This is a genomic window from Roseomonas sp. F4, from assembly GCF_053891155.1.
The window spans coordinates 1,080,473-1,102,465 of sequence record NZ_JBSSHK010000001.1; the positions used below are offsets into that span (position 1 = coordinate 1,080,473).

20 protein-coding genes and 1 tRNA gene are annotated in these 21,993 nt (G+C 68.0%); 11 read left to right on the top strand and 10 right to left on the bottom strand.

The annotated features are described in order from the left end of the window. Nucleotides 1-85: 85 nt before the first annotated feature. Nucleotides 86-952 carry an ATP-binding protein gene (locus ACVFYP_RS05255; protein WP_499199069.1) on the bottom strand — a complete coding sequence of 289 codons (867 nt, stop codon included), beginning with the start codon at nt 950-952 and terminating at the stop codon, nt 86-88. A 107-nt stretch (nt 953-1,059) separates the two neighbouring features. Here ACVFYP_RS05255 and yajC point away from each other — a divergent pair, with 107 nt between their 5' ends. Together yajC and ACVFYP_RS05265 are read left to right on the top strand one after the other, a co-directional pair. After that, on the top strand, nt 1,060-1,398 hold the full coding sequence (yajC, locus tag ACVFYP_RS05260) for a preprotein translocase subunit YajC (protein ID WP_499199070.1): 339 nt from the start codon (nt 1,060-1,062) through the stop codon (nt 1,396-1,398). A gap of 124 nt (nt 1,399-1,522) precedes the next feature. Beyond that, complete coding sequence (locus tag ACVFYP_RS05265) at nt 1,523-2,119, top strand: cysteine hydrolase family protein (RefSeq protein WP_499199071.1); 597 nt, start codon at nt 1,523-1,525, stop codon at nt 2,117-2,119. Nucleotides 2,120-2,179: 60 nt separating this feature from the next. Here the strand turns inward: ACVFYP_RS05265 and ACVFYP_RS05270 are convergent, their stop codons facing one another. Next, the gene (locus ACVFYP_RS05270; protein ID WP_499199072.1) at nt 2,180-2,818 is read right to left on the bottom strand and encodes a superoxide dismutase; all 639 of its coding nucleotides are present in this window, start codon (nt 2,816-2,818) and stop codon (nt 2,180-2,182) included. A gap of 133 nt (nt 2,819-2,951) precedes the next feature. Here ACVFYP_RS05270 and ACVFYP_RS05275 point away from each other — a divergent pair, with 133 nt between their 5' ends. Both ACVFYP_RS05275 and ACVFYP_RS05280 read left to right on the top strand, forming a co-directional pair. Beyond that, entirely contained in the window at nt 2,952-3,770 is an 819-nt protein-coding gene (locus ACVFYP_RS05275; protein ID WP_499199073.1) for a phytoene/squalene synthase family protein, read from the top strand. 150 nt (nt 3,771-3,920) lie between these two features. After that, a complete protein-coding gene (locus ACVFYP_RS05280) occupies nt 3,921-4,547 on the top strand; it encodes a hypothetical protein (RefSeq protein WP_499199074.1) in 627 nt (208 codons plus the stop codon). Here ACVFYP_RS05280 and ACVFYP_RS05285 read toward each other — a convergent pair. From ACVFYP_RS05285 to uvrA, 4 genes are all read right to left on the bottom strand, one after another. Then, the gene (locus ACVFYP_RS05285) at nt 4,544-5,491 is read right to left on the bottom strand and encodes a nucleoside hydrolase (RefSeq protein ID WP_499199075.1); all 948 of its coding nucleotides are present in this window, start codon (nt 5,489-5,491) and stop codon (nt 4,544-4,546) included. The two genes, ACVFYP_RS05280 and ACVFYP_RS05285, sit on opposite strands and share 4 nt — an antisense overlap. After that, nucleotides 5,488-7,023, bottom strand: a complete 1,536-nt coding sequence (locus ACVFYP_RS05290; protein WP_499199076.1) for an ABC transporter substrate-binding protein — start codon at nt 7,021-7,023, stop codon at nt 5,488-5,490. Before ACVFYP_RS05290 ends, ACVFYP_RS05285 begins: the two co-directional genes overlap by 4 nt. 69 nt (nt 7,024-7,092) lie before the next feature. Continuing rightward, the gene (locus ACVFYP_RS05295) at nt 7,093-7,533 is read right to left on the bottom strand and encodes a hypothetical protein (RefSeq protein WP_499199077.1); all 441 of its coding nucleotides are present in this window, start codon (nt 7,531-7,533) and stop codon (nt 7,093-7,095) included. A 97-nt stretch (nt 7,534-7,630) separates the two neighbouring features. Further along, on the bottom strand, nt 7,631-10,507 hold the full coding sequence (uvrA, locus tag ACVFYP_RS05300; RefSeq protein ID WP_499199078.1) for an excinuclease ABC subunit UvrA: 2,877 nt from the start codon (nt 10,505-10,507) through the stop codon (nt 7,631-7,633). Nucleotides 10,508-10,703: 196 nt separating this feature from the next. Between uvrA and ssb the strand changes: the two genes are divergently transcribed. Next, on the top strand, nt 10,704-11,273 hold the full coding sequence (gene ssb, locus ACVFYP_RS05305) for a single-stranded DNA-binding protein (RefSeq protein WP_499199079.1): 570 nt from the start codon (nt 10,704-10,706) through the stop codon (nt 11,271-11,273). Nucleotides 11,274-11,366: 93 nt separating this feature from the next. Next, nucleotides 11,367-12,251, top strand: coding sequence for a metal-dependent hydrolase (locus tag ACVFYP_RS05310; protein WP_499199080.1), 885 nt, complete (start codon nt 11,367-11,369; stop codon nt 12,249-12,251). A 129-nt stretch (nt 12,252-12,380) separates the two neighbouring features. Here ACVFYP_RS05310 and ACVFYP_RS05315 read toward each other — a convergent pair whose 3' ends face one another. After that, nucleotides 12,381-13,220: a class I SAM-dependent methyltransferase gene (locus ACVFYP_RS05315; RefSeq protein ID WP_499199081.1), complete on the bottom strand. Its 840-nt coding sequence runs from the start codon at nt 13,218-13,220 to the stop codon at nt 12,381-12,383. Between the two features lie 279 nt (nt 13,221-13,499). Between ACVFYP_RS05315 and gyrA the strand changes: the two genes are divergently transcribed. The 5 genes from gyrA (at nt 13,500) to ACVFYP_RS05340 (ending at nt 18,027) form a co-directional block, all read left to right on the top strand. Next, nucleotides 13,500-16,235 carry a DNA gyrase subunit A gene (gene gyrA / locus ACVFYP_RS05320; RefSeq protein ID WP_499199543.1) on the top strand — a complete coding sequence of 912 codons (2,736 nt, stop codon included), beginning with the start codon at nt 13,500-13,502 and terminating at the stop codon, nt 16,233-16,235. Continuing rightward, nucleotides 16,228-16,749 carry a pantetheine-phosphate adenylyltransferase gene (coaD, locus tag ACVFYP_RS05325; RefSeq protein ID WP_499199082.1) on the top strand — a complete coding sequence of 174 codons (522 nt, stop codon included), beginning with the start codon at nt 16,228-16,230 and terminating at the stop codon, nt 16,747-16,749. The genes gyrA and coaD overlap by 8 nt, the downstream gene beginning before the upstream one ends. Before the next feature lie 5 nt (nt 16,750-16,754). Then, nucleotides 16,755-17,327 (top strand): peptidylprolyl isomerase, encoded by a 573-nt coding sequence (locus tag ACVFYP_RS05330; protein ID WP_499199544.1) that lies wholly within the window; start codon nt 16,755-16,757, stop codon nt 17,325-17,327. Between the two features lie 36 nt (nt 17,328-17,363). Then, nucleotides 17,364-17,909, top strand: a complete 546-nt coding sequence (locus ACVFYP_RS05335) for a peptidylprolyl isomerase (protein WP_499199083.1) — start codon at nt 17,364-17,366, stop codon at nt 17,907-17,909. Nucleotides 17,910-17,951: 42 nt separating this feature from the next. Beyond that, nucleotides 17,952-18,027 (top strand) — tRNA-Lys (locus ACVFYP_RS05340). Nucleotides 18,028-18,135: 108 nt separating this feature from the next. Here ACVFYP_RS05340 and ACVFYP_RS05345 read toward each other — a convergent pair. The 3 genes from ACVFYP_RS05345 to ACVFYP_RS05355 all read right to left on the bottom strand — a co-directional run bounded on the left by ACVFYP_RS05345 (nt 18,136) and on the right by ACVFYP_RS05355 (nt 21,971). Beyond that, nucleotides 18,136-19,188, bottom strand: a complete 1,053-nt coding sequence (locus tag ACVFYP_RS05345) for an acyltransferase family protein (protein WP_499199084.1) — start codon at nt 19,186-19,188, stop codon at nt 18,136-18,138. Nucleotides 19,189-19,378: 190 nt separating this feature from the next. Then, nucleotides 19,379-20,824, bottom strand: coding sequence for an exopolysaccharide biosynthesis polyprenyl glycosylphosphotransferase (locus tag ACVFYP_RS05350; RefSeq protein WP_499199085.1), 1,446 nt, complete (start codon nt 20,822-20,824; stop codon nt 19,379-19,381). 184 nt (nt 20,825-21,008) lie between these two features. Then, nucleotides 21,009-21,971 carry a hypothetical protein gene (locus tag ACVFYP_RS05355; protein ID WP_499199086.1) on the bottom strand — a complete coding sequence of 321 codons (963 nt, stop codon included), beginning with the start codon at nt 21,969-21,971 and terminating at the stop codon, nt 21,009-21,011. Between the last annotated feature and the right edge of the window lie 22 nt (nt 21,972-21,993).

Here is a 21,993-nt window from a genome sequence, read left to right on the forward strand (position 1 = left end):
CAAGCCAAACTACAGAAAGCGTCCGCGAATTCACATCCGCGTCACCGCGCGGCGCCGTTCTGCAATCTTTGGCCCGTGCGACCGCTCAGGCGCCGGTCTTCACCCCCAGCCGCCCGGCCATGTCCTGCACGAACTGCCAGGCGACGCGACCGGATCGTGCGCCGCGGGTGACGCTCCATTCCACCGCCGCGCGGCGCAGCTCCTCCGCCGGCACGGGTAGCCCGAAGCTGCCGGCATAGCCCTCGACCATCGCGAAGAAGGTGTCCTGGTCGCAATTGTGAAAGCCGATCCAGAGGCCGAAGCGGTCGGACAGCGAGACCTTCTCCTCCGTCGCCTCGGAGGGATTGATGGCGGTGCTGCGCTCATTCTCGATCATGTCGCGCGGCATCAGGTGGCGGCGGTTGCTGGTGGCGTAGAACAGCACATTGGCGGGCCGCCCCTCGATGCCGCCATCGAGGACGGATTTCAGCGCCTTGTAGTCGGCATCCTCCCGCTCGAAGGACAGGTCGTCGCAGAAGACCAGGCAGCGGCGGTCGCCGGCGCGGAGAACGTTCAGCAGCTCGGGCAGGGTGCGCACATCCTCCCGCTGGATTTCCACCAGGGCGAGCGCACCGGGCGATTCGGCATTGGCGGCGGCATGGGCCGCCTTCACCAGGCTGGACTTCCCCATGCCGCGCGCGCCCCAGAGCATGGCGTTGTTGGCCGGCAGGCCGCGGGCGAAGCGCAGGGTGTTTTCCAGAATCAGCGCCTTCTGCCGCTCCACCCCCTGCAGCAGGGTGATGCCGACGGCGGCCACCTTCGGCACCGGGTCCAGCCGGGCTGGCGGGCCGGGGTGCCAGACGAAGGCATCGGCCGCGGCCAGGTCCGGCTTCACCAGGGCCGGCGGGGCCAGACGCTCCAGCGCCTCCGCGATCCGGGTCAATGTGGGCAGCAGGGCATGGGGCTCGGACAAGGGGGTGATCCGGAAGATGTATTGACGGAAAGGGGCCGGAGGCTAGGTTGCGGGCCGATGCCCCGCAACCCCGGGGCTACCCCTCCAGGAAAGCCGGATCCCGTACCATGTTCATCTCCCCTGCCTATGCCCAGGATGCCACCGGCGGCGCCGCCTCCGTCGTGATGCAGCTTCTCCCCCTGATCCTGATCTTCGCCGTCTTCTACTTCCTGCTGATCCGCCCGCAGCAGAAGAAGATGAAGGAGCATCGCACCATGCTGTCGGCGCTGAAGCGCAACGACAAGGTCATCACCGGCGGCGGCCTGGTCGGCACCGTGACCAAGGTGCGCGACGACAGCGACGAGGTGGAGGTGGAGCTGGCGCCGAATGTGCGCGTGACGGTGGTGCGCGGCACGATCGGCAGCGTGGTGAAGCCGCCGGCGCCCGCGAACGACGCGAAGGTCTGAGCCTCGGGGTGGGGAGGCGCTTCCTCCCCACATGCCCCGCACGCATGGCCCGTCATGCGGTCTGCGCGCGGGACGGGCGGTCGCCGCGGTGCTCCTATGCCGGCTGAACCGCGGGACAGCCACAATGACCACCCCCAGAACCCTGTTGCAGATGTCCGGCGCAAGCCTGGACCCGCCGAAGCTGGCCGATGCCGTGCTGCTGGTGATCGACGCGCAGGGGGAATACCTGACCGGAAAGCTGCCGCTGGAGGGTATGGAACCCTCCCTGGCCGTGCTGTCGGCGTTGATCGCCCGCGCCCGGGCTGGCGGGGCCATCCTGGTGCATGTCGCCCATAAGGGCCGCGCCGGCGGGCTGTTCGATCGCGATGCGGAAGGCGGGGCCATCCTGCCGCAGGCGGCCCCTTCGCCGGGCGAGGCGGTGGTCGAGAAACCCTTGCCCAATGCCTTCGCCAAGACCGACTTGGCCGCGATGCTGGCCGCCATCGGGCGGACCGAGCTGATTGTCGCCGGGTACCAGACGCATATGTGCGTCAGCTCCACCGCGCGGGCCGCGCTCGACCTCGGCTATCGGGTCACCATTCCGCACGACGCCTGCGCCACAAGGGCGCTGCCTGATCCGACCGGCGGGGTGGCGATCAGCGGCGTGGATATCCACCGCCATGCGCTGGCCGAACTGGCCGACCGCTTTGCCGTGGTGGTGCCGGCATCCGCGCTGCGGTGACAGCAAAAGGGGCGCCCGCCTGCGCGGACGCCCCCTTTTTTCGCCCGAAGAGGCGGAGAATCAGGCCGTCTGGCCGCTCGGCAGGCCGCCCTTGTCGAGCAGGCCGGCGACGACTTCCCAATCCACCAGCTTGTTCAGGAAGTTGTCGAGGTAGTTCGGGCGGACGTTGCGGAAGTCCAGGTAATAGGCGTGTTCCCAGACGTCGACGCCGAGGATCGGCGTGCCCTCGCCCGTGGCGATGGGGTTGGAGCCGTTCGGGGTCTTGGTGACCTTCAGCTTGCCGTCGCTGCCGATGATCAGCCAGGCCCAGCCGCTGCCGAACTGCGTCACGCCGGCCTGCTTGAAGGCCTCCTTGAACGCGGCGAGGCCGCCGAGGTCGCTGTCGATCTTCGCGGCCAGCGCGGCCGGCAGGCTGTCACCGCCGCCCTTCGGCGACATCACCTGCCAGAACAGCAGGTGGTTGTAGTGCTGGCCGGCCTGGTTCAGCACCGGCAGGCCATCGGCGCCGGCCTTGCCGGCCTCCGCCACGATGGTCTCCAGCGACTTGCCGGCCAGACCCTTGGACTCGATCAGGCCGTTAAGCGCCGTCACATAGGCGTTGTGGTGCTTGCCGTGGTGCAGTTCCAGCGTCTCCTGGCACATGCCCTGGGCGGCAAGGGCGGAGGTGGAATAGGGCAGGGGCGGCAGGGTAAAGGGCATGGGTCTCTCCCGTTGGGGGGCTTTGGCCGGCTTGCGGAAGGAAGCCTCCCGCGACCGCAATCTGACCTAGGCTTGGCCCGTTGGAGCGTCAACCGCACTTGCGGCCCGCGCCGCGGACCGTCATCTGGCCGCCATGGCCAGCCCCCCGCTCTCCCCCCTCGGCGCCTTCGTGCGGCGCCATGACCCGGACCGTTTCCTGGCCACGCTCTTCGCGCCGGAAGCGGCGCGGGAGGCGCTGTTCACCCTCTATGCCTTCAACCACGAACTGGCCCGGGCGCGGGAGGCGGCGAGCAACCAGATCGCCACCCTGATCCGTCTGCAATGGTGGCGCGATGCGGTGGAGGAAGCGGCGGCGGGCCGGCCGGCGCGGCGGCATGAGGTGGCCGGGCCGCTGCACGAGGCGATCACCGCCGGGCAGCTCGACCCCGCCAGCCTCACCGCCCTGGTCGATGCGCGGGAGACGGAGGCGGAGCCAGAGGGCATCCCGAGCCAGGCCGCCTTCGGCGCTTTTCTGCGCGCCGGCGCCGGCGGGCTGATGGTAGCCGCCGGGCGGGTGCTGGGCGCGCCGGATGCGGCGCTGCCGGCTTTGCAGAAGTTGGGCGCCATGCAGGGACTGTCCGGGGTGCTGCGCAGTGTCACGGCCCATGCCAGCCAGGGCCGCTGCCTGCTGCCACTGGATGCGCTGGCGGAGGCCGGGCTGAGCGCGGAGGCGGTGATCGCGGAACCCGACCGTGCCGAGCCTCTGCGCCGCGCCTTGGCCGAGGAGGGCATCGTGACCCTGGCCCGGCTGCGGGCGGAGGCTCTGCCGCGTGTCGCGCTGCCAGCGGTGCTGCCGGCGGTGCTGGCGGCGCGGGACCTGCGGCGGCTGGCCGCGGGGCGGCCCATTCCGGCGCCGCGGGGTTTCGGCGACCGGCTCGCGGTGATGCTGGCGGGCCTTCGCGGCCGGCTGTGAGGCTGGCCCGGGCGATGGCGTGAACAACTCCGAGAGCCGCCTTCGATGGTACTCCCCGGCCGGCGCGGCACGTGGCAGGGGAGGATCTCACTGCAGGAGACGCCTTCGCATGCCGCCACGCCGCCTCAGTCTCCGACCAGGGTCTGGCGCATGACTGCCAATGCCGCGGCCTTTGCCGGCGCCGCGCGTGACGCCAACCGGGACTATGCGCGCGGCTGGTCCGCCCGCGACGGACGCTTCATCGGCGGCATCACCTATCCCGAGGAGAATAAGCTGCCGGCCGGCCGCGTGCTGGTACGGATCGGCCATTCGCGCGACCAGACGGGCAAGCCGATCCCGGACTGGGTGAACCTGACCTCCCCCTGGTGGATGACGGACGCAACCTTCCTCGACATTCTGGGGCGCGGCGAGGATGCAGGTACGGCGATGGACCAGATGTTCCGCATGAAGCTGGCCCTGACGCCGGATTTCGGCGTCTGCGACACGCTGTTCTGGGTGGTGACGCGGCAGCCGCTGCGCGCCTGGGCGGGTCGTGCCCGCCCGGTGATGGAAGACCCCGACCCGGTGGTGCGAGAGGCGCAGGGCAGGCCCCTGGCCTGGATGGGCGGCTGGGAGGTGGTGCAGAACTTCATCCCCGGCCTGCGGGACTTCGCGAAAGGCGGGCCGACGCGCTGCGCGCTGGATGGCTTCGCCGTGCTGCCCAAGGTGAAGCTCAGCGCCTATGCCACGATGAGGCGCGGCGGCTTCGCCTTCCAGCCCTGGCCCTGGCCGGCCTAGCTTCGCGCCAGCCTCTCCCACAGCAGATCGAAGAAGCCGGGCGCGTCCAGCCGGTTCAGCACTGTGGCGTTGGGCGGCTTGCCGGTGGTGTTGAAGAAGTCGCCCACTGTCTGGCCAAAACTGTGCTGGCCGGCGAGTTCCACCGCGACATGCGCCGGGCGCCCGCCGAACAGCTCCGGCCGCAGCAGATAGGCGATGACCGTCGGGTCGTGCAGCGGGCCGCCCGGCTCGCCATAGCGGGCGGGGTCGTTGCGGTCGTAGAAGGTGATGAGGTCCGCCGCGAGGTCCGTGATGCGTCCGCCGCGGCCACGAAGATCGGCGACGCGCGCCGGCGTCGCCAGCGCCTGGAAGGTCAGGTCCAGCGGCATCAGCACCACGGGCACGCCGCTGCGCAGCACCATCTCCGCCGCATGGGCGTCCGCCAGCACGTTGAATTCCGCGCTCGGCGTGCGGTTGCCGCCCGCCGCGAAGGCGCCGGCCATGGAGACGATGCGGTCGATGCCGCGGGCGATGAAGGGTTCGCGCGCCAGCGCCACCGCGAGGTTGGTGAAGGGGCCGAGGGTGCAGACGGTGATCTGCTCCCCCTGCTCGGCGGCCGAGAGGATATTGGCGATCAGCACATCCACCGAATGCGCGGCTTCCACCGGCGCCGTGCTCTCGGGCAGCAGCGACCCGCCGAGCCCGCCGGCACCGCTGTACTTGCCCCGCACCAGCGGGCCAAGCAGCGGCCCCTCGCAGCCGCGATAGACCGGCACATCGGGCCGCCCGGCCAGCGCCACCACGCGGCGGCCATTGTCGAAGGTCCGCTCGGCCGGGACATTGCCGGCGACGGTGGTCACCGCCAGCACCTCGATCTCCGGCGAGGCCAGGGCCAGCAGCAGGGCGATCGCATCGTCGACGCCGGGATCGCAGTCGATGATGATCTTCATCGGAGCCTCGGTCATCGGCCGGCATTGCCCGCCAGGGTGTAGCCATCCGAGCGCGGGCGGTAGGTGACGCCGCCGCGCGAGGCCCAGGTGCTGGACAGGAAGAAGACCGGGATCACGCCCATCTCCTGCATCGCCAGCTCCGTCGCCTGGCGCAGCAGCGCCTCCCGCGCCGGGTCCTCCACCGTGGTCAGGGCCTGGCGCAGCAGGCGGTCGAAGTCCGGGTTGGAATAGCGGCCGCGATTGCCCGAGCCATCGCCCCGCGCCGTGTCGAAGGTGGCGAGCAACGGACGCAGGACGGAGCTGGCCTCCCCGGTTTCCGCTGCCGCGCCGCCCATGATGAGGCTGTAGTCACGGGCGCTGGCGCGGGTGAAGAAGACGCTGCCGGGCTGCACCACCACCTGGGTCTGGATGCCGGCGCGGCTCCACATCTGGCCGAGCGCCTGCGCCACCTTGTCGTCATTCGGATAGCGGTCGTTGGAGGCGTGAAGGGTCAAGGCGAAGCCGTTCGGCAGCCCGGCCTCCGCCAGTAGGCGGCGCGCGCCGGCCAGGTCGAAGCTGGGGGTGGGGATGGCGGGGGCTTGGCCGAAATAGCCCTCCGGCACCAATTGGCCGGCCGGCGCGCCTTCCCCATCCATCACGCGCTCGACCAGCGCCGCGCGGTTGATGGCGAGCGAGAGCGCGCGGCGGACGCGGACATCGCGCAGCGGGTTCGGGATGGGGCTGCCATCCTTCGCCGTGGCGAAGGGCGTGCTGTCCCGGTCGTTGTCCGGATGCAGGTACATCACGCGGTTGGAGGCGGCGGAGGCCATGGTGATGCGGCTGTCGCGGCGCAGCCGGGCGGCGTCGGCGGTCGGCACCTGCTCGATCAGGTCGAGATCGCCGGCCAGCAGCCCGGCGACGCGGGCCGGATTGTTGGGGACGAAGCGGAAGCTGACGCGCTGCCAGGGATTGGCGGGGTCCACCGCTGCCAACTCCACCCGGTCGCCCGGCAGGCTGCGTTGGAAGCGGTAGGGGCCGGTGCCCACAAGTCCGCGCCCGGCATTGAGGTCCGAGGTTTCGGCCTCCTCCGCCGCGGCCGGCAGGATGGCGATGCGGCTGAGCGCGCTGGGCAGCAGCGGGAAGGGTTCCGCGGTCGTCAGGCGGAGCGTGCGGGCATCGACCACGCTGATGCCGGTGATCGGCCGCACGAAGGGCAGGAAGGAGGAGGGGCTGTTGCGCACCTTCGGGATGCGGCGAAGGCTGGCCGCGACATCCTCCGCCGTCACGGGTGCGCCATCGTGGAAGCGGGCGCCTTCGCGCAGGGTGAATTCCCAGGTCGTGCCATCCACGGCGCGCCAGGACTCGGCCAGTCCGGGGGTCAGTTGCTGGCGGTCATCCTGGTTCACCAGACCATCAAAAATGTTGCGGGCCAGCGCGCTGTTGGAGCCGATGACATGGAAATGCGGGTCGAGCGAGGTGATGTTGGCCGCGAGGCCGACGCGCAATTCCTGCGCAACGACGGGGGAAGCGCCGATCGCGAGGGCGATGGCGATAAGGGGCAGGCGCATGGTGTCTGGCATTCCGCTTCAAGGCTGGATTGCCCGCGAGTCTGACGCCGGCCGCCCCGATCGACAAGATCAGCCGAGGACGATGGGCCGCACCGCCTGCCGGGCCTGCCGCGCCTCCGCCTCCGGCAGCGGGTCCAGCCCGTAGATCAGGATGCCCATCTGCATGCCGTCATTGCGGACTCGATAGACGGAATCCACCGCGAAACCTTGCGGCTGCCGAGCCTGGCCGCCGAAGAAGGTCACCTGCATCCGCTCTGGCGCGCTGATGTTCAGGCGCAGCTTGCCGTCCTCCTCCTCCACCGTCAGCCCGTCCTGGCGCGACGGTGGGGCGACGGCGAGGCGGAGAGAAATGACCTGGTCCAGATGGTCGGAGACGAAGCGCCCAAAGCTCTCGGCGGTGTCCTCGGTCAGGCGGCCGCGCAGCTCGTCCACACGGGTCTGCGCCTTGCCGGTGGTGGCGAGCAGCAACGCGGGCAAAGCGAGGAACAGGGGGCGGCGGGTGATGGTCATGACGGAACCTCCGGGTCTTGCGACAGGGACCAGACAAGAACCGGAATGCGGCCGAGGCGTGGCGGGGGACCGGGGTTTCAAGCGATGGTGAGGGGGCTCACGCCCGCTTGCGCTTCTTCACCACCACGGGCGCGGCCGGCGCTTCCTCTCGCGCCAGGATGGGGGCGAGGAAGCGGCCGGTGTGGCTTTCCTTCTCCGCGGCCACCTGTTCCGGCGTGCCCTTGGCGACGATCCGCCCGCCGCCCTCGCCACCCTCCGGGCCGAGGTCCAACACCCAGTCGGCGGTCTTGATGACCTCCAGATTGTGCTCGATCACGACGACCGTATTGCCCTGGGCGACCAGCGCATGCAGCACTTCCAGCAGTTTGCGGACGTCCTCGAAATGCAGGCCTGTGGTCGGCTCGTCGAGGATGTAGAGCGTGCGGCCGGTGGCACGGCGCGACAGCTCCTTGGACAGTTTGATGCGTTGTGCCTCGCCACCCGACAGGGTGGTCGCCTGCTGCCCGAGATGGATGTAGCCAAGCCCGACGTCTCGTAAAACCACGAGCTTGTCGCGAATGGCGGGCACGGCGGAGAAGAACTCCGCGCCCTCATCCACCGTCATATCCAGCACGTCGGCGATCGACTTGCCGCGGAACTTCACCTCCAGCGTCTCGCGATTGTACCGCTTCCCTTTGCAGGTATCGCAGGTGACGTAGACGTCGGGCAGGAAGTGCATCTCGATCTTCAGCACGCCATCGCCCTGGCAGGCCTCGCAGCGGCCGCCCTTGACGTTGAAGCTGAAGCGGCCGGGCGCGTAGCCGCGCGCGCGGGATTCGGGAAGCTCCGAGAACCAGTCACGGATCGGCGCGAACAGGCCTGTATAGGTGGCGGGGTTGGAGCGCGGCGTGCGGCCGATCGGCGACTGGTCGATGTCGATGATCTTGTCGAGATGTTCGAGGCCTTCGATCCGCTCATGCGGCGCAGGCACCTCGCCGCTGCCCATCAGCCGGCGCGAGGCCGCCTTGAACAGCGTTTCGATGATCAGCGTGGACTTGCCGCCGCCCGAGACGCCGGCGATGCAGCAGAAGGTGCCGAGCGGGATTTCCGCCGTGACGTCCTTCAGGTTGTTGCCGCGCGCGCCCACCACGCGAACCATGCGCTTCGGATCGGTTGGGCGCCGCGTCTCCGGCATCGGTATGCGACGCTTGCCGGAGAGGTACTGGCCGGTGACGCTGTTCGGATCGGCCTCCACCTCCGCCGGCGTGCCCTGGGCGATGATGCGGCCGCCGCCCTTACCGGCGGCGGGGCCGATATCGATCAGATGGTCGGCGCTGCGGATCGCATCCTCGTCATGCTCGACGACCAGCACGGTGTTGCCGATGTCGCGCAGCCGGCGCAGCGTTTTCAACAGACGCTCGTTGTCGCGCTGATGCAGGCCGATGCTGGGCTCGTCCAGCACATAGAGCACGCCCGTCAGCCCGCTGCCGATCTGCGACGCCAGCCGGATGCGCTGCGATTCGCCGCCCGAGAGCGTGGCGGAGGAGCGACCGAGGCTGAGGTAGTCGAGGCCCACATCGACCAGGAACTGCAAGCGCTCCTCGATCTCCCGCAGGATGCGCCGCGCGATTTCCTGCCGCTGCGGCGTCAGCGTCTCCATCACCCCGGCGAACCAGCGCCGCGCCTTGATGATCGAAAGGTCGTTGACCATGCCGATATGCTCGCCGGCGATACGCACCGACAGCGCCTCCGGCTTCAGGCGATGGCCGCTGCAGACGGGGCAGGGGCGAGAGGCCTGGTAGCGGGAAAGATCCTCCCGCACCCAGGCATTGTCGGTCTCGCGGTAGCGGCGTTCGAGGTTGGGGATGACGCCCTCGAAGGGCTTTTTCACCTCATAGGCGCGCAGCCCGTCCTTGTATTTCAGCGTGACGACCTCGCTGCCCGTGCCATGCATCAGCACGTGCTGGAAGGCCTTGGTCAGGTCGCCCCATTGCGTGGTCATCGGCACCTTGTAGTGCCGCGCCAAGCTTTCCAGCGTCTGGTCGTAATAGGGCGACTGCGCCCCGGCCCAGGGCTGCACCGCGCCATCCTTCAGCGCCTTGCGGTCATCCGGGACCACAAGCTGCGGGTCGAAGAAGTTCTGGGTGCCGAGGCCATCGCAGGTCGGGCAGGCGCCCTGAGGCGAGTTGAAGGAGAACAGCCGCGGCTCGATCTCCTCGATGGTGAAGCCGCTGACCGGGCAGGCGAACTTCTGGGAAAACACGGTCCGCTCGCCGCCATCTGCGGGCTCGGCATAGGCCACGCCATCGGCGAGGCCCAGCGCTGTCTCCAGGCTGTCGGCGAGGCGGCTTTCGATGCCTTCGCGGACCACGATGCGGTCCACCACCACTTCGATATCGTGCTTCAGCTTCTTGTTGAGGTTCGGCGCCTCGGCGATCTGGTACAGCGTGCCGTTGACCTTCACCCGCTCGAAGCCACGCCGCTGGAATTCCAGAAAGTCCTTTTTGAACTCGCCCTTCTTGCCCTTGGCGACAGGCGCCAGCAGCAGCAGGCGGGTGCCTTCCGGCATGGCCATGATGCGGTCCACCATCTGGCTGACCGTCTGGGCCTCGATTGGCAGGCCGGTGGCCGGCGAATAGGGCACGCCGACGCGGGCCCAGAGCAGGCGCATATAGTCGTGGATTTCCGTCACCGTGCCGACGGTGGAGCGGGGATTGTGGCTGGTGGTCTTCTGCTCGATGGAAATCGCCGGCGACAGCCCCTCGATGCTGTCCACATCCGGCTTCTGCATCAGTTGCAGGAACTGCCGCGCATAGGCCGAGAGCGATTCGACATAGCGGCGCTGGCCCTCGGCATAGATCGTGTCGAAGGCGAGCGAGGACTTGCCCGACCCCGACAGGCCGGTGACCACGGTCAGCGTATCGCGCGGGATGTCGATGTCGATGTTCTTGAGGTTGTGCTCCCGCGCGCCGCGGACGCGGATATGACCGGTCATGAATGTCCACCGATTTCGAGGGGCGCCGCGCCCGGAACGTAGGCTGGCGTTCACAATGTGTTCTGGTTAATCTGCCACCATATAGGTGGTCCGGGAAGAGGTTTTGCGAGGCGCGGCAGGTGCAGTGCTGCCGCGACTGGCAGGACTGGCGCCTTCAGGCTACCCTCAACAGTTGAGATCGAGGGGTTTTGCGGCGATGGCCGGTGTCAACAAAGTTATCCTGGTCGGCCGGCTTGGCCGGGACCCGGAAGTGCGCAACTTCCAGAACGGCGGCCGCGTGGTGAACCTGCGCCTGGCCACCTCCGAGCGCTTCAAGGACCGGGAAGGCAATCAGCAGGAACGCACCGAATGGCATTCGGTGGCCATCTTCAATGAAAAGCTGGGCGAGATCGCGGAGAAGTACCTGAAGAAGGGCTCCGAAGTATATGTTGAGGGTCAGCTTGAGACCCGCAAGTGGCAGGACCAGGCGGGCGCGGACCGCTATTCCACCGAGATCGTGCTGCGCCAGTTCCGCGGCGAGATCGCGCTGCTCGGCGGCCGGGCCGGCGGCGGTTCGGACCCGGGTGAGGGCGGCGAATCGGGCGGCTATTCCGGTGGTGGCGGCGGCGGTGGCTATTCGGGCGGCGGCGGCGGCCGTTCCTCGGCCCCGGCGCGCTCGGGTGGCGGTGGCTGGGACAATAGCGGCGGTGGGCGTGCCGGCGGCGGCGGTCGCAGCGCGCCGCCGAAGGGCGGCGCCAGCGACCTGGACGATGATATCCCGTTCTGATCGCCGCCGTGAATCGAGGCGGGCGACAGGTTCGCCCGTCCCGGACCTTGTCTATATCTTGTCGCGGACGTTTTTCGGGCCAGTTGGCAGGCTGTGAACGAATCTCCAAAAAATCCGCGCGAAACCGTCATTGAGATCGTCAAGCGCCGTGTGCGCCTGACCTATGATTCGAAGCGCGCGTGGGGCTGGACCAAGCTTCCACGGGTGAACGAGACCGGCCTGAACGCCATCTCCTTCCTTTTTCCCGTGGGCGAGGCCTTCTTCTGCCGCTCCGTGGCGCATTATCGCGACCGCATCACCGATCCGGTGCTACGCGATGCGGCGGATCGCTTCATCCATCAGGAAGCGATGCATTCCCGCGAACACGCCCGTTCCAACAAGGCCTTGCGGGAGGCGAAAGTGCCCGGCGCGGAGCTTGAGCGGCTGGCGCGCTTCCTGCTCGGCGTCACCAAGGCGGTGCTGCCGCGATCCACGCAGCTCGCCATGACCTGTGCCATGGAACATTTCACCGCCATGCTGGCGGAACGGCTGCTGACCAAGCGCACCCTGTACCGCGACGGCGTTGATCCAGACTTCGCGAATCTGTGGCTCTGGCACGCTGCGGAGGAAATCGAGCACAAGGCCGTCTGCTTCGACGTCTATGAGCACGTCTTCGGATCGGGCTTCTGGGCCTGGCTGCACCGCTGTGCGGCGATGGGCATCGTCACTTTCTTCGGCGGAGGTGGGCTTCTGGCTGGGCTGATGGTGATGCGGATCAAGGCAATGCGAGGGCGTGGCTCCGGCCCGGCAGGGGCGGGCGGGGGAGGCGGAACCTCGCTGCGCGTGATCTTCGGCGGCGTCGCGGCCAGGGCCTATTACGATTATTTCCGGCGGGATTTCCATCCCTGGGACCAGGATGACCGGCCCCTGCTGGAAGCCTGGAAGCGGGAACATCCGGGCTTCGGCCTGGGCGAGGACCACGCGCACGCTCACGGCTGATGGCGTGACCTGACAGACCTGCTGGGGCCGCAAAAAAAGACGCGGGCTCGTTCCCGTTCGGCACCCCCCTTACCCAAACCCTCTCCACCCTGCGGGTGGAGAGGGCTTTCTCAGGGCCTTCCCAGCCTCCTAAACCCGGTCGAAGCGCAGCAGGCTGTAGCGCAGCAGGCCTGTCCGGCCGACGAAATCCAGCATGGCCAGCCCCGCCTTGCCCCAGCGCTCCGCCACGCCGCGGCGACCGCTGGCCTTCAGCATGTGGCCGAGAAAGGCATAGGTCGGCAGGGTGTGGCGGGTGATGTCGCGCAGCGTTGTCACCGGCAGGCCGGCCGCCGCCGCCAGCCGCCGGTAGCCGGCCGCGGAACAGGTCACGTCGCAGGTGCCAAACAGGTTCACCCGGTCGAACCAGCGCGAGCGGGCCAGCCGCGTCACCGGCATCCAGGCCGGCGCCGGCACGAAATCCGACAGCACCAGCACGCCCCCGGGCCGTAGCACGCGCCGCACCTCCGCCAGGAAGGCGGCGCGGGAGGGAAAGTGGAAGATGCACTCCACCGCCATCACCCGATCGAAGCTGGCATCGGAGAAGGGCAGGGTGCAGGCATCCGCCGCCACGAAAGTCATCCGCCCGCCCGGGCCAGGCTGCGCCAGGCTGGCGGCGCGGGCCAATTGGCGCGGGTCGATGTTCAGCCCGACAAGATCCAGCCCGCCGATCCGTTCATCCAGGCAGGCCATGGTGCCGCCAAAGCCGCAGCCGGCATCCAGCACCCGCATGCCGGGGGCGATGTCCGCCAGCGTGATCAGCTCCAGGCTCAGCCGTTCCGCCGCCTGGCCGTAATCGGCGGCGGAGCTGGGGTCGGCGGCGGCGGGGTCGGGCCAGTAGCCCCAATGGATATGTCGGCCAAAACTGCGCTCCAGCTCGGGATGACCGCGGGCGATCTGCTTCAGCAGCAGGTCGATATAGGGTAGGGTCATCGCCTGCCGTCTCCATCCCGCATCCGCCGCCCAACCCTCGCGGCCGCGCCAGGGCGGGAATGTAGGCGATTGGCGGGCGGGCGCGAAGCATTCGGCCGGATTCAGCCCCTCCGCGCCCCGGGCACCCTTCCGCCGGGGCGCCAAATTGCCTAATCCACACCCTGCCGGCCTCGGCTTCGCCCGGCCACCCATGAGGATTCCGCGTTGAGCGACACGCCACCCCCGCCGGGCGCCACGCCCCCCTCCAGCGAGATCGCACCGATCGGCCTCGAGGAGGAGATGCGCCGCTCCTACCTCGACTACGCCATGTCGGTCATCGTCGCGCGCGCCCTGCCGGATGCGCGGGATGGGCTGAAGCCGGTGCATCGGCGAATCCTCTATGCGATGCACGAATCCGGCTATGTGGCGGACAAGCCGCATCGCAAGTCGGCCCGCGTGGTCGGCGACGTGATGGGTAAGTACCATCCGCATGGCGACGCCTCGATCTATGACGCGACCGTGCGAATGGCGCAGTACTTCTCCATGCGCGTGCCGCTGATCGACGGCCAGGGCAATTTCGGCTCGATGGACGGCGATCCGCCGGCGCAGATGCGCTACACGGAAGTCCGCCTGGCCCGCGCCGCCTCCGCCCTGCTGGAGGGGATCGACGAGGACACGGTCGATTTCCAGCCGAACTACGACGAATCGGAAAGCGAGCCGAAGGTCCTGCCGGCCGCCTTCCCGAACCTGCTGGTCAACGGCGCGCAGGGCATCGCCGTCGGCATGGCGACCAATATCCCGACCCATAATCCGGGCGAGGTGATCGACGCCGCGCTGAAGCTGATCGAGGACCCCGCGACCAGCCTCGATGAATTGATGAAGATCATCCCGGGACCGGACTTTCCGACCGGCGGGTTGATCCTCGGCCGCGCCGGCATCCGCAGCGCCTTCGAGACCGGCCGCGGCTCCATCCCGCTGCGCGCCCGTGCGACAATCGAGGAGATGCGTGGCGGGCGGTCGATGATCGTGGTCACGGAGATCCCGTACCAGGTCAACAAGTCGACGCTGATCGAGAAGATCGCGGAGCTGGTGCGCGCCAAGGCGGTGGAGGGCATCTCCGACCTGCGCGACGAATCGGACCGCGACGGGCTGCGCATCGTCGTCGAGCTGAAGAAGGATGCGACGCCGGAGGTGGTGCTGAACCAGCTCTACCGCTTCACCCAGCTGCAGACTTCCTTCGGCGTGAATTTCGTGGCGCTGGATGAGGGCCGGCCGCGGCTGATGGGTCTGCGCGACGCGCTGATGGCCTTCCTGCGCTTCCGCGAGGAGGTCATCCTGCGGCGGTCGCGCTTCCGCCTGAACAAGGCGCGCGACCGTGGCCACCAGCTGATCGGCCTGGCCATCGCGGTGGCCAATATCGACGAGGTCATCAAGCTGATCCGCGCCGCGCCCGATCCGGCGACGGCTCGCGCGCAGCTGATGGCCCGCGACTGGCCGGCGGCCGATGTGGCGCCGCTGCTGGCGCTGGTCGATGACGTGCGCAACACGATCACCGAGGACCATACGGTCCGCCTGACCGAGGAACAGGCGCGCGGCATCCTGGCGCTGACGCTCAGCCGCCTGACCGGGCTGGAGCGCGAGAAGATCAACGCCGAGCTGGCGGATGTGGCGGGCACCATCACCGAACTGCTGGACATCCTCTCCTCCCGCCCCCGGCGGATGGAGCTGATGGCGCAGGAGTTGATCGCGGTGCGCGCCCAGATCGCGGTGCCGCGCATGACCGACATCGTCGATGGCCTCGCCGACCAGGACGATGAAAGCCTGATCGAGCCCGGCATCATGGTCGTGACGCTGACGCGCGACGGCTATGTGAAGCGCACCGGCCTCGATGTCTTCCGCAGCCAGAACCGGGGTGGCCGTGGCCGGTCCGGCGCGGCGACGCGGGAGGATGACATCGTCGTCCGCAGTTTTGTCGCGCATACCCATCAATGGGTGTTGTTCTTCACCTCGCGCGGCATCGCCTTCCGCGAGAAGATCTGGCAGTTGCCTGAAGGCGGCGCGACGGGCCGTGGCCGAAGCCTGCGTCAGGTGCTGCAATTGCAGCAGGACGAGAAGGTGACGGCGGTGCTGCCGCTGCCGCAGGACGAGGCGATGTGGGAGAACCTGCACCTCGTCTTCGCGACGGTGCAGGGCAATGTCCGGCGCAACAAGCTGTCCGACTTCAAGAACGTCCGCGCCACCGGCCTGATCGCCATGAAGCTGGATGAGGGCGACAGCCTGGTCGGCGTCGCCACCTGCCGGGAGGGTGATGACGTGATGCTGGCGACCCGCAACGGCCGCTGCATCCGCTTCCAGGCCGAATCCGACCAGCTTCGCGTCTTCGCCGGGCGCGATTCCAGCGGCGTGCGCGGCATCCGGCTTCTCAACAAGGATGAGGTGATCTCGCTGGCGGTGCTGACGCATGTGGAGGCGACGCCGGATGAGCGCGCCACCTATCTGCGCTACAGCGCCCAGAAGCGCCGCGCTGCCGGCGAGGATGTGGCGCCGGAGGCCGAGGCCCCCGCGGCCGAGGAGGGCGAGGAGCCCGTCAGCGCTGATGCCGGGCCTGTCGCCGCAGAACGCCTGACGGAGCTGGAGCAGCTGGAGCAGATCCTGCTGGTGGTCACCGATCGCGGCTTCGGCAAGCGCAGCAGCGCCTATGAGTACCGCGTCACCGGCCGGGGCGGGCAGGGCATCACCAATATCAACCTCAGCCCCCGCACGGGGCGCGAGGTGGTGGCGACCTTCGCTGTGCGGCAGGGCGATGGCGTCATGCTGGTGACCGATGGCGGCCGGCTGATCCGCCTGCCGGCTGATCAGATCCGCGTCACCGGCCGTGGCGCCATGGGCGTCACCCTGCTGCGGCTGGGCGAGTCGGAGCGTGTGACCTCCTGCTTCCCGGTGGTGGAGGAGCTGGAGGCGGCCAGCGAAGCGACCGGCGAGGCAGCCGGTGAGACAACAGGTGGAACGGCGGGGGAGACGAATACGGATGGCTGAGCTGCGCATCGGCATCTATCCGGGCACTTTCGACCCGGTCACCAATGGGCATCTCGATGTCATCGCCCGCGCCGCGCGGTTGGTGGACCGGCTGGTGGTCGGCGTCGCCATCAATTCCGGCAAGGGGCCGCTGTTCTCGCTGGATGAGCGGGTGGAGCTGGTGAAGGCGGAAACCGACACTATTTCCGCCCAGGTCGGGTCGGAGATCGTCGTGGTGCCCTTCACGGGGCTTCTGGTGGATTTCGCCCGTCAGTCCGAGGCGCGGATGATCATCCGTGGCCTGCGGGCGGTGTCCGACTTCGACTATGAATTCCAGATGGCCGGCATGAACCACCGCCTGGCCCCGGATATTGAAACCGTGTTCCTGATGGCCAGCGAGACGAACCAGTTCATCTCTTCGCGCTTTGTGAAGGAGGTGGCGACGCTCGGGGGGGATGTGACCTCCTTCGTGCCGAAGCTCACCCTGGACCGCACGCTGGCCCGCGTGCGCAATCGCAAGGAAGCCGCTGAATGACCGCAATGCCGATCCTCCGCCGCGGCCTGTTGGGCGCGGGTCTCGCCATGCCCTTCCTGGGCCTGCGGACCGCACAGGCCCAGTCGCAGACCGACCCGGAGAACACCCTGTTCGTGGAGCTGAAGGATGGCCGCGTGACCATCCAGCTTCTGCCCGACGCCGCGCCGCGCCATGTCGAGCGCATCAAGCTGCTGGCGCGCCGCAACTTCTACGACAACACGCCCTTCCATCGCGTGATCGAGGGCTTCATGGCCCAGGGCGGCGACCCGACGGGCACCGGCACGGGCGGTTCCGACCTGCCGGACCTGCCGGCGGAATTCACCCCGGCGAGCCGCATGCGCTTCCTGCGCGGCACCTGCGGCATGGCGCGCACCAGCAACCCGAACAGCGCCAACAGCCAGTTCTTCATCATGTTCGCACCGGCGCCGAACCTGGATGGGCAATACACCATCTGGGGCCGCGTCGTGGCGGGGATGGAGGCCGTGGACAAGATCAAGCGCGGGCAGGGGCCTTCCGGCATGGTGCCCCAGCCGCCCGACCGCATCCGCGCCATGCGCGTCGCGGCCGATGTGCGCTGATCAGCTTGAACAAAGACATCGGAAGGACCGAGAGAGATGAGCGCCACCATCCCGCCTGAGAACACCCTGCTGCTGGACCTGCCCAGCGGATTGGTGACGATCGAATTGCTGCCGGACCTCGCGCCGCAACATGTCGAGCGCATCAAGGCCCTGGCCGCCGCGGGCTTCTATGACAACACGCCCTTCCATCGCGTGATCGAGGGCTTCATGGCCCAGGGCGGCGACCCGACCGGCACCGGCACGGGCGGTTCCGAACACCCGGACCTTCCGGCCGAATTCAGCCCGCCCGCCAAGGCGAAGTTCCTGCGCGGCACCTGCGGCATGGCGCGCACCAACAATCCGAACAGCGCCAACAGCCAGTTCTTCATCATGTTCGCGCCGGCGCCGAGCCTGGATGGCCAGTACACCATCTGGGGCCGCGTGGTGGATGGCATGGATGCCGTGGACAAGATCAAGCGTGGCCAGGGCCCGAACGGCCTGGCGCGCGATCCGGATCGCGTGAAGTCCATGCGCCTCGGCACCGCGGCCCCGGCCGAGAGCCCGGCCGAAGGGGTTGACAGCACCCCCGCCGCCGACGCCTAACACGCCTGCCGCGCGCCACCTTCCGGGTGGCGCGCATCCCCCGAGCCCGTAGCTCAGCCGGTAGAGCACGTGACTTTTAATCATGGGGTCGTGGGTTCGAGTCCCACCGGGCTCACCATTGAATTTTTGGGTTGTTGCCGTTTCCGCGGCTGTGCGGAGGGGCGCTGCCCGCTGGCGCTGCGGCGCGCCCAGCGCAATCGCCCAGGTTCTCAAGGTCATGTCGTGCTCAGACGGCGACACCTTGAGCCGTGACCGGACCCTTGCTCCGACCACGATGCAGCAACTGCCGATTGAGCGGCCTTTCGAAGCCCAGGTGAAGCAGCAGGGCGGCCACTTGCGCAGCCGCGCAGGCCAGCAGAGCGAAGATCAGCAGGCCTCCGGGCAGCGTGGTGACGCCGAGACGAAGCGCGATCTGGCCCACGGCTGACAGCACGACCGTATGTGTCAGGTACAGCGCATAGGACGCATCGCCCAGCAGATGCGGCAGACGGAGGCTCGGCACCCGTCCCGCCATTTCCAGGGAGACCGCCCCCGCCACGATGGCCAGTGCCGGCAGCCCTGCCACCAGGATCTGCGGCGCGTGCATCCGATCGCTCGCCACCAGCACCAGGAAGCCGAGCGCGATGGCGGTCCATGCCAGGCCCGGCGGCAAGGCCCATCCGCGCGACAAGGCGGCGCCGAGCGCCACGCCGAAGCCGAATTCCAGCATGATGGGTGAGGTGTAGAAGGCGAATGCCAACCCACCCCCCGGCACCAATGCGCCCAGCACGACAAGCAGCCCCAACACGCCGCAGATCGCCCAGAGCCGCCGCCGCGACGGCAGCAGAAGGGTGAGCCCGAAGAGGGCGTAGAAGAACATCTCGTAGTTCAGCGTCCAGCCGGGAATCAGCACGGGCGCGACCATGTCGATGGCCGGGTGCGGCGCGGGCAGGAAAAGGTAGGAGGCCACGACATGCCAGGCGTCGAAGCGTCCGCTCTGCACCAGCCCCGGCGCCAGCAGCAGCAGACCGACGATGAAGCTGGTCACCAGCCAATAGAGCGGGACGATGCGAACGAGCCTGCGATAATAGAAGTCCCGCAACCTGACATGCCGGTCCGCCGTCACCATCCACATGATGAGGCCGCTGACGACGAAGAAGATATCGACGCCGCGCGCCGGCCATTCGGGCCAGGCCCCGACAAAGCCCAGGCGATGCATCGGCACGCCCAGATGGAACATAACGACCATCATCGCGGCGATCGCTCGCAGATACTGAATGGCGTTGAGATGCGCGGGCATGGTGCCGGATCCAAAAATGCCTTCCGGTCAACAACCGCGCCGGCTGCCTCCCATTCTAGAAGGCTAATCGTTCTGTACGCGAAATGCCAGCGGCACGCCCGGCCGAGTCAGGGCGCCCGCGGATTATTCAGCCAGTCTCGCCGATAGCATCACGCCGCGCGCTGAAGTCCACGACGCAGTCGACCACAAATTAAAAGACGTTCCGCCCCGCCATGCCCACGACCAGGGTCCTGATCATGATGACGATGTCCAGCCACAGGGACCAGTTCCGCATGTAAAGCAGGTCCATCTCGATGCTTTTGCGCGCATTGGCTTCCACACGCAGCGCGTAGCTTCGCAGGCCATGCGCCTGGGCGTAGCCGGTGATTCCCGGCTTGACCCTGTGCCGCTCCGCATAGTCGCGGACCAGGTCCGAATAGCGTTCATTGCCCACCAGCATGTCCGCGACATAGGGCCGCGGCCCGACGATCGACATCTCGCCACGCAGCACGTTGAAGATCTGTGGCAGTTCATCCAGGCTCAACCGCCGCAGGATCGCACCCACGCGCGTGACGCGCTTGTCATTCGGCCCTGTCGTCCCGATGGTCGCGTCATCCTCTGGGTCCACATGCATCGTGCGGAACTTGAGGATGGTGAAGGGCTTCGTCCCGAAGCCCGGGCGCTGCTGGCGGAACAGGATCGGCCCCGGGCTTTCCAGGCGGATCGCCAACGCCACCAGAAGCATGATGGGGGCCAGCAGGATCAGCGCCAGACTGGCCACCAGATAATCCTCGACCACCTTGAGGACGCCCTGGGAGCCCTTGAAGGGGCGGCTCATCAGCAGCAGGGCCGGCATGTCGCCCAGACGCATGACGCGGGCGAAGCTGGTGTTCAGACCATTCTGTTCGAAGGGAATGATGATATCGGCCGCGATCCAGCTGACCTGCTCCGCGAGACCATGCAACTCGCGCGCTGACCAGGGGAGGGCGATGACCACGGTGTCGATGGTGTTGCTCTGCGCGTAGTTCCGCAGATCAGCCAGGCTGCCGGAGACCGGCACGCCGCCAACGGTTGCCATGGTCGGCGATTCCGATTCGGCGCGGAACAGGGCGACGATCTCGTAGGTCTCGCCCTTGGCGTGGCTCGAAAGGTCCCGGATGACATGCTCCGCCACCGCATTCGCGCCGATGATCACGACGCGTCGGCGCAGCAGGTGGCGTCTGGCTTCGTCCCGCAGCAGCGTGGCCTGCACCTGCCGACTGGCCAGCAACAGGCCGAAGGTCAGGGCATTCCACGCCAAGACCCATTGCGGGGAGGACAAGGTCTCGGGCCGGAAGGCGATGAGCACCAGGAAGCTGGCCATCCAGGCGGGCACAAGTCCCAACACCATGTAGATGCCGGCCGCCAGACGGTCGGTGTAGCGCTCGACCCGGTAAGCCTGCAGCCGGGCCAGCACGGTCAGGTAGATCATGCCCTGCGCCGTGGCGAGAAGCAGTATCTGAAGAGCTGACAGGGGGTTGGCATAGCCCGTCGCGGGAATATGTGCGGAGAGCACTGCCGCGACACAGATCAGCAGGAAATCGGAGGCGCCGACCAGGCGGTTGATCAGTCCAAACGTCCAGCGGACCAACGATACCCGCCTCTGGTCGTCGATCATGCCTGCCACTGCCATCGTGCTCGTCGCCATCGCTATGCCGCTACCCGTCACCGTCAACCGGATCGATACGAAATAATACAGAAACAGGCACTTCAAGATCGCGATATGCAGTATGCACAGAATAGAGGTGTTTTGTTAGTAGAAAATTATCTCTTTTTTTAAGCTCCTGAAACTGTTGCAGCGCCTACCAATAGGCGCCGCGCTCGATCTTGCCCGCGGCTGGGGGCGCTTCCTCTCCGCTGGGGCGCGTCCATGCTGCGTTCATGGCTGATTCGAAGAACGAATCTTTCTCCCATCTGCGCCCACGGACACCGAATAGTACCTGGGTCGGTCCGCCCATGTGGAAGCCGATGGCCCCCGCGCGCTTCGCATGCGCCGCGACGAGAATGGAGATGCCCCCCGCACCGGCTAGCACCACGTCATAGGGCTCGGCATCGATCGCGGCCTTGATGTTCTCCAGCCGCGCCTCCCAGCTCGGCTCCCCGGGCGGCTTCAACCCGGGCGACAGCGGCATGGCCACGGTGCGGAGCTGGAACTCCGGCAGCACGTCCCGGCCCGGCCAGATCTCCGCACGGCGCTGGAACTGGCGTTCGATCGTCGCCGCGAAGGGGGACAGGACCGTCACACGCCTGCCACGCAGATGGCGCGACCAGGGATCCGGAAAGTACCAGGGGTCGAGCGCCCGCAGCGAAATCAGCCGCGCCGACGTCGCATGCCGCGTGATCACCTCGCTCTCCCCCGGATAGCCCATGAGGCCGAGGATATCGAGCTGCCCGGCCGCCTCGATCAGCGCCATGCAGAAGCGGTCCAGCGACCCGTCATCCACGGGGAACAGCCCGACATTCAGGAACATCTGCTGCCGCAGCCGTTCCGGATAGGGCTTGCCGCGCGGCCGGCCGGTGAGGAAGAAGCCGGCCGCCTCCGCCTCCAGCCCGCCGATCTTGCCGACCCCGAGCGGCCCGCCGCGCAGGATCGCCTCGGCCAGCAGCGTCTGCCCGGCCGCGTCGGACGGCGGCCGTCGATCGCCGAGCCCCCGGATCCGCGCATCCCGCATAATCTGCCGGCAGCGGTCATAGGTGGGGTGTATCAGATCCCATAGGATGGGATGGTCGCGCACAAATTGCGCAATGGCACGACGTGCTTCCATATTTTATCCATATCGCAGTGCG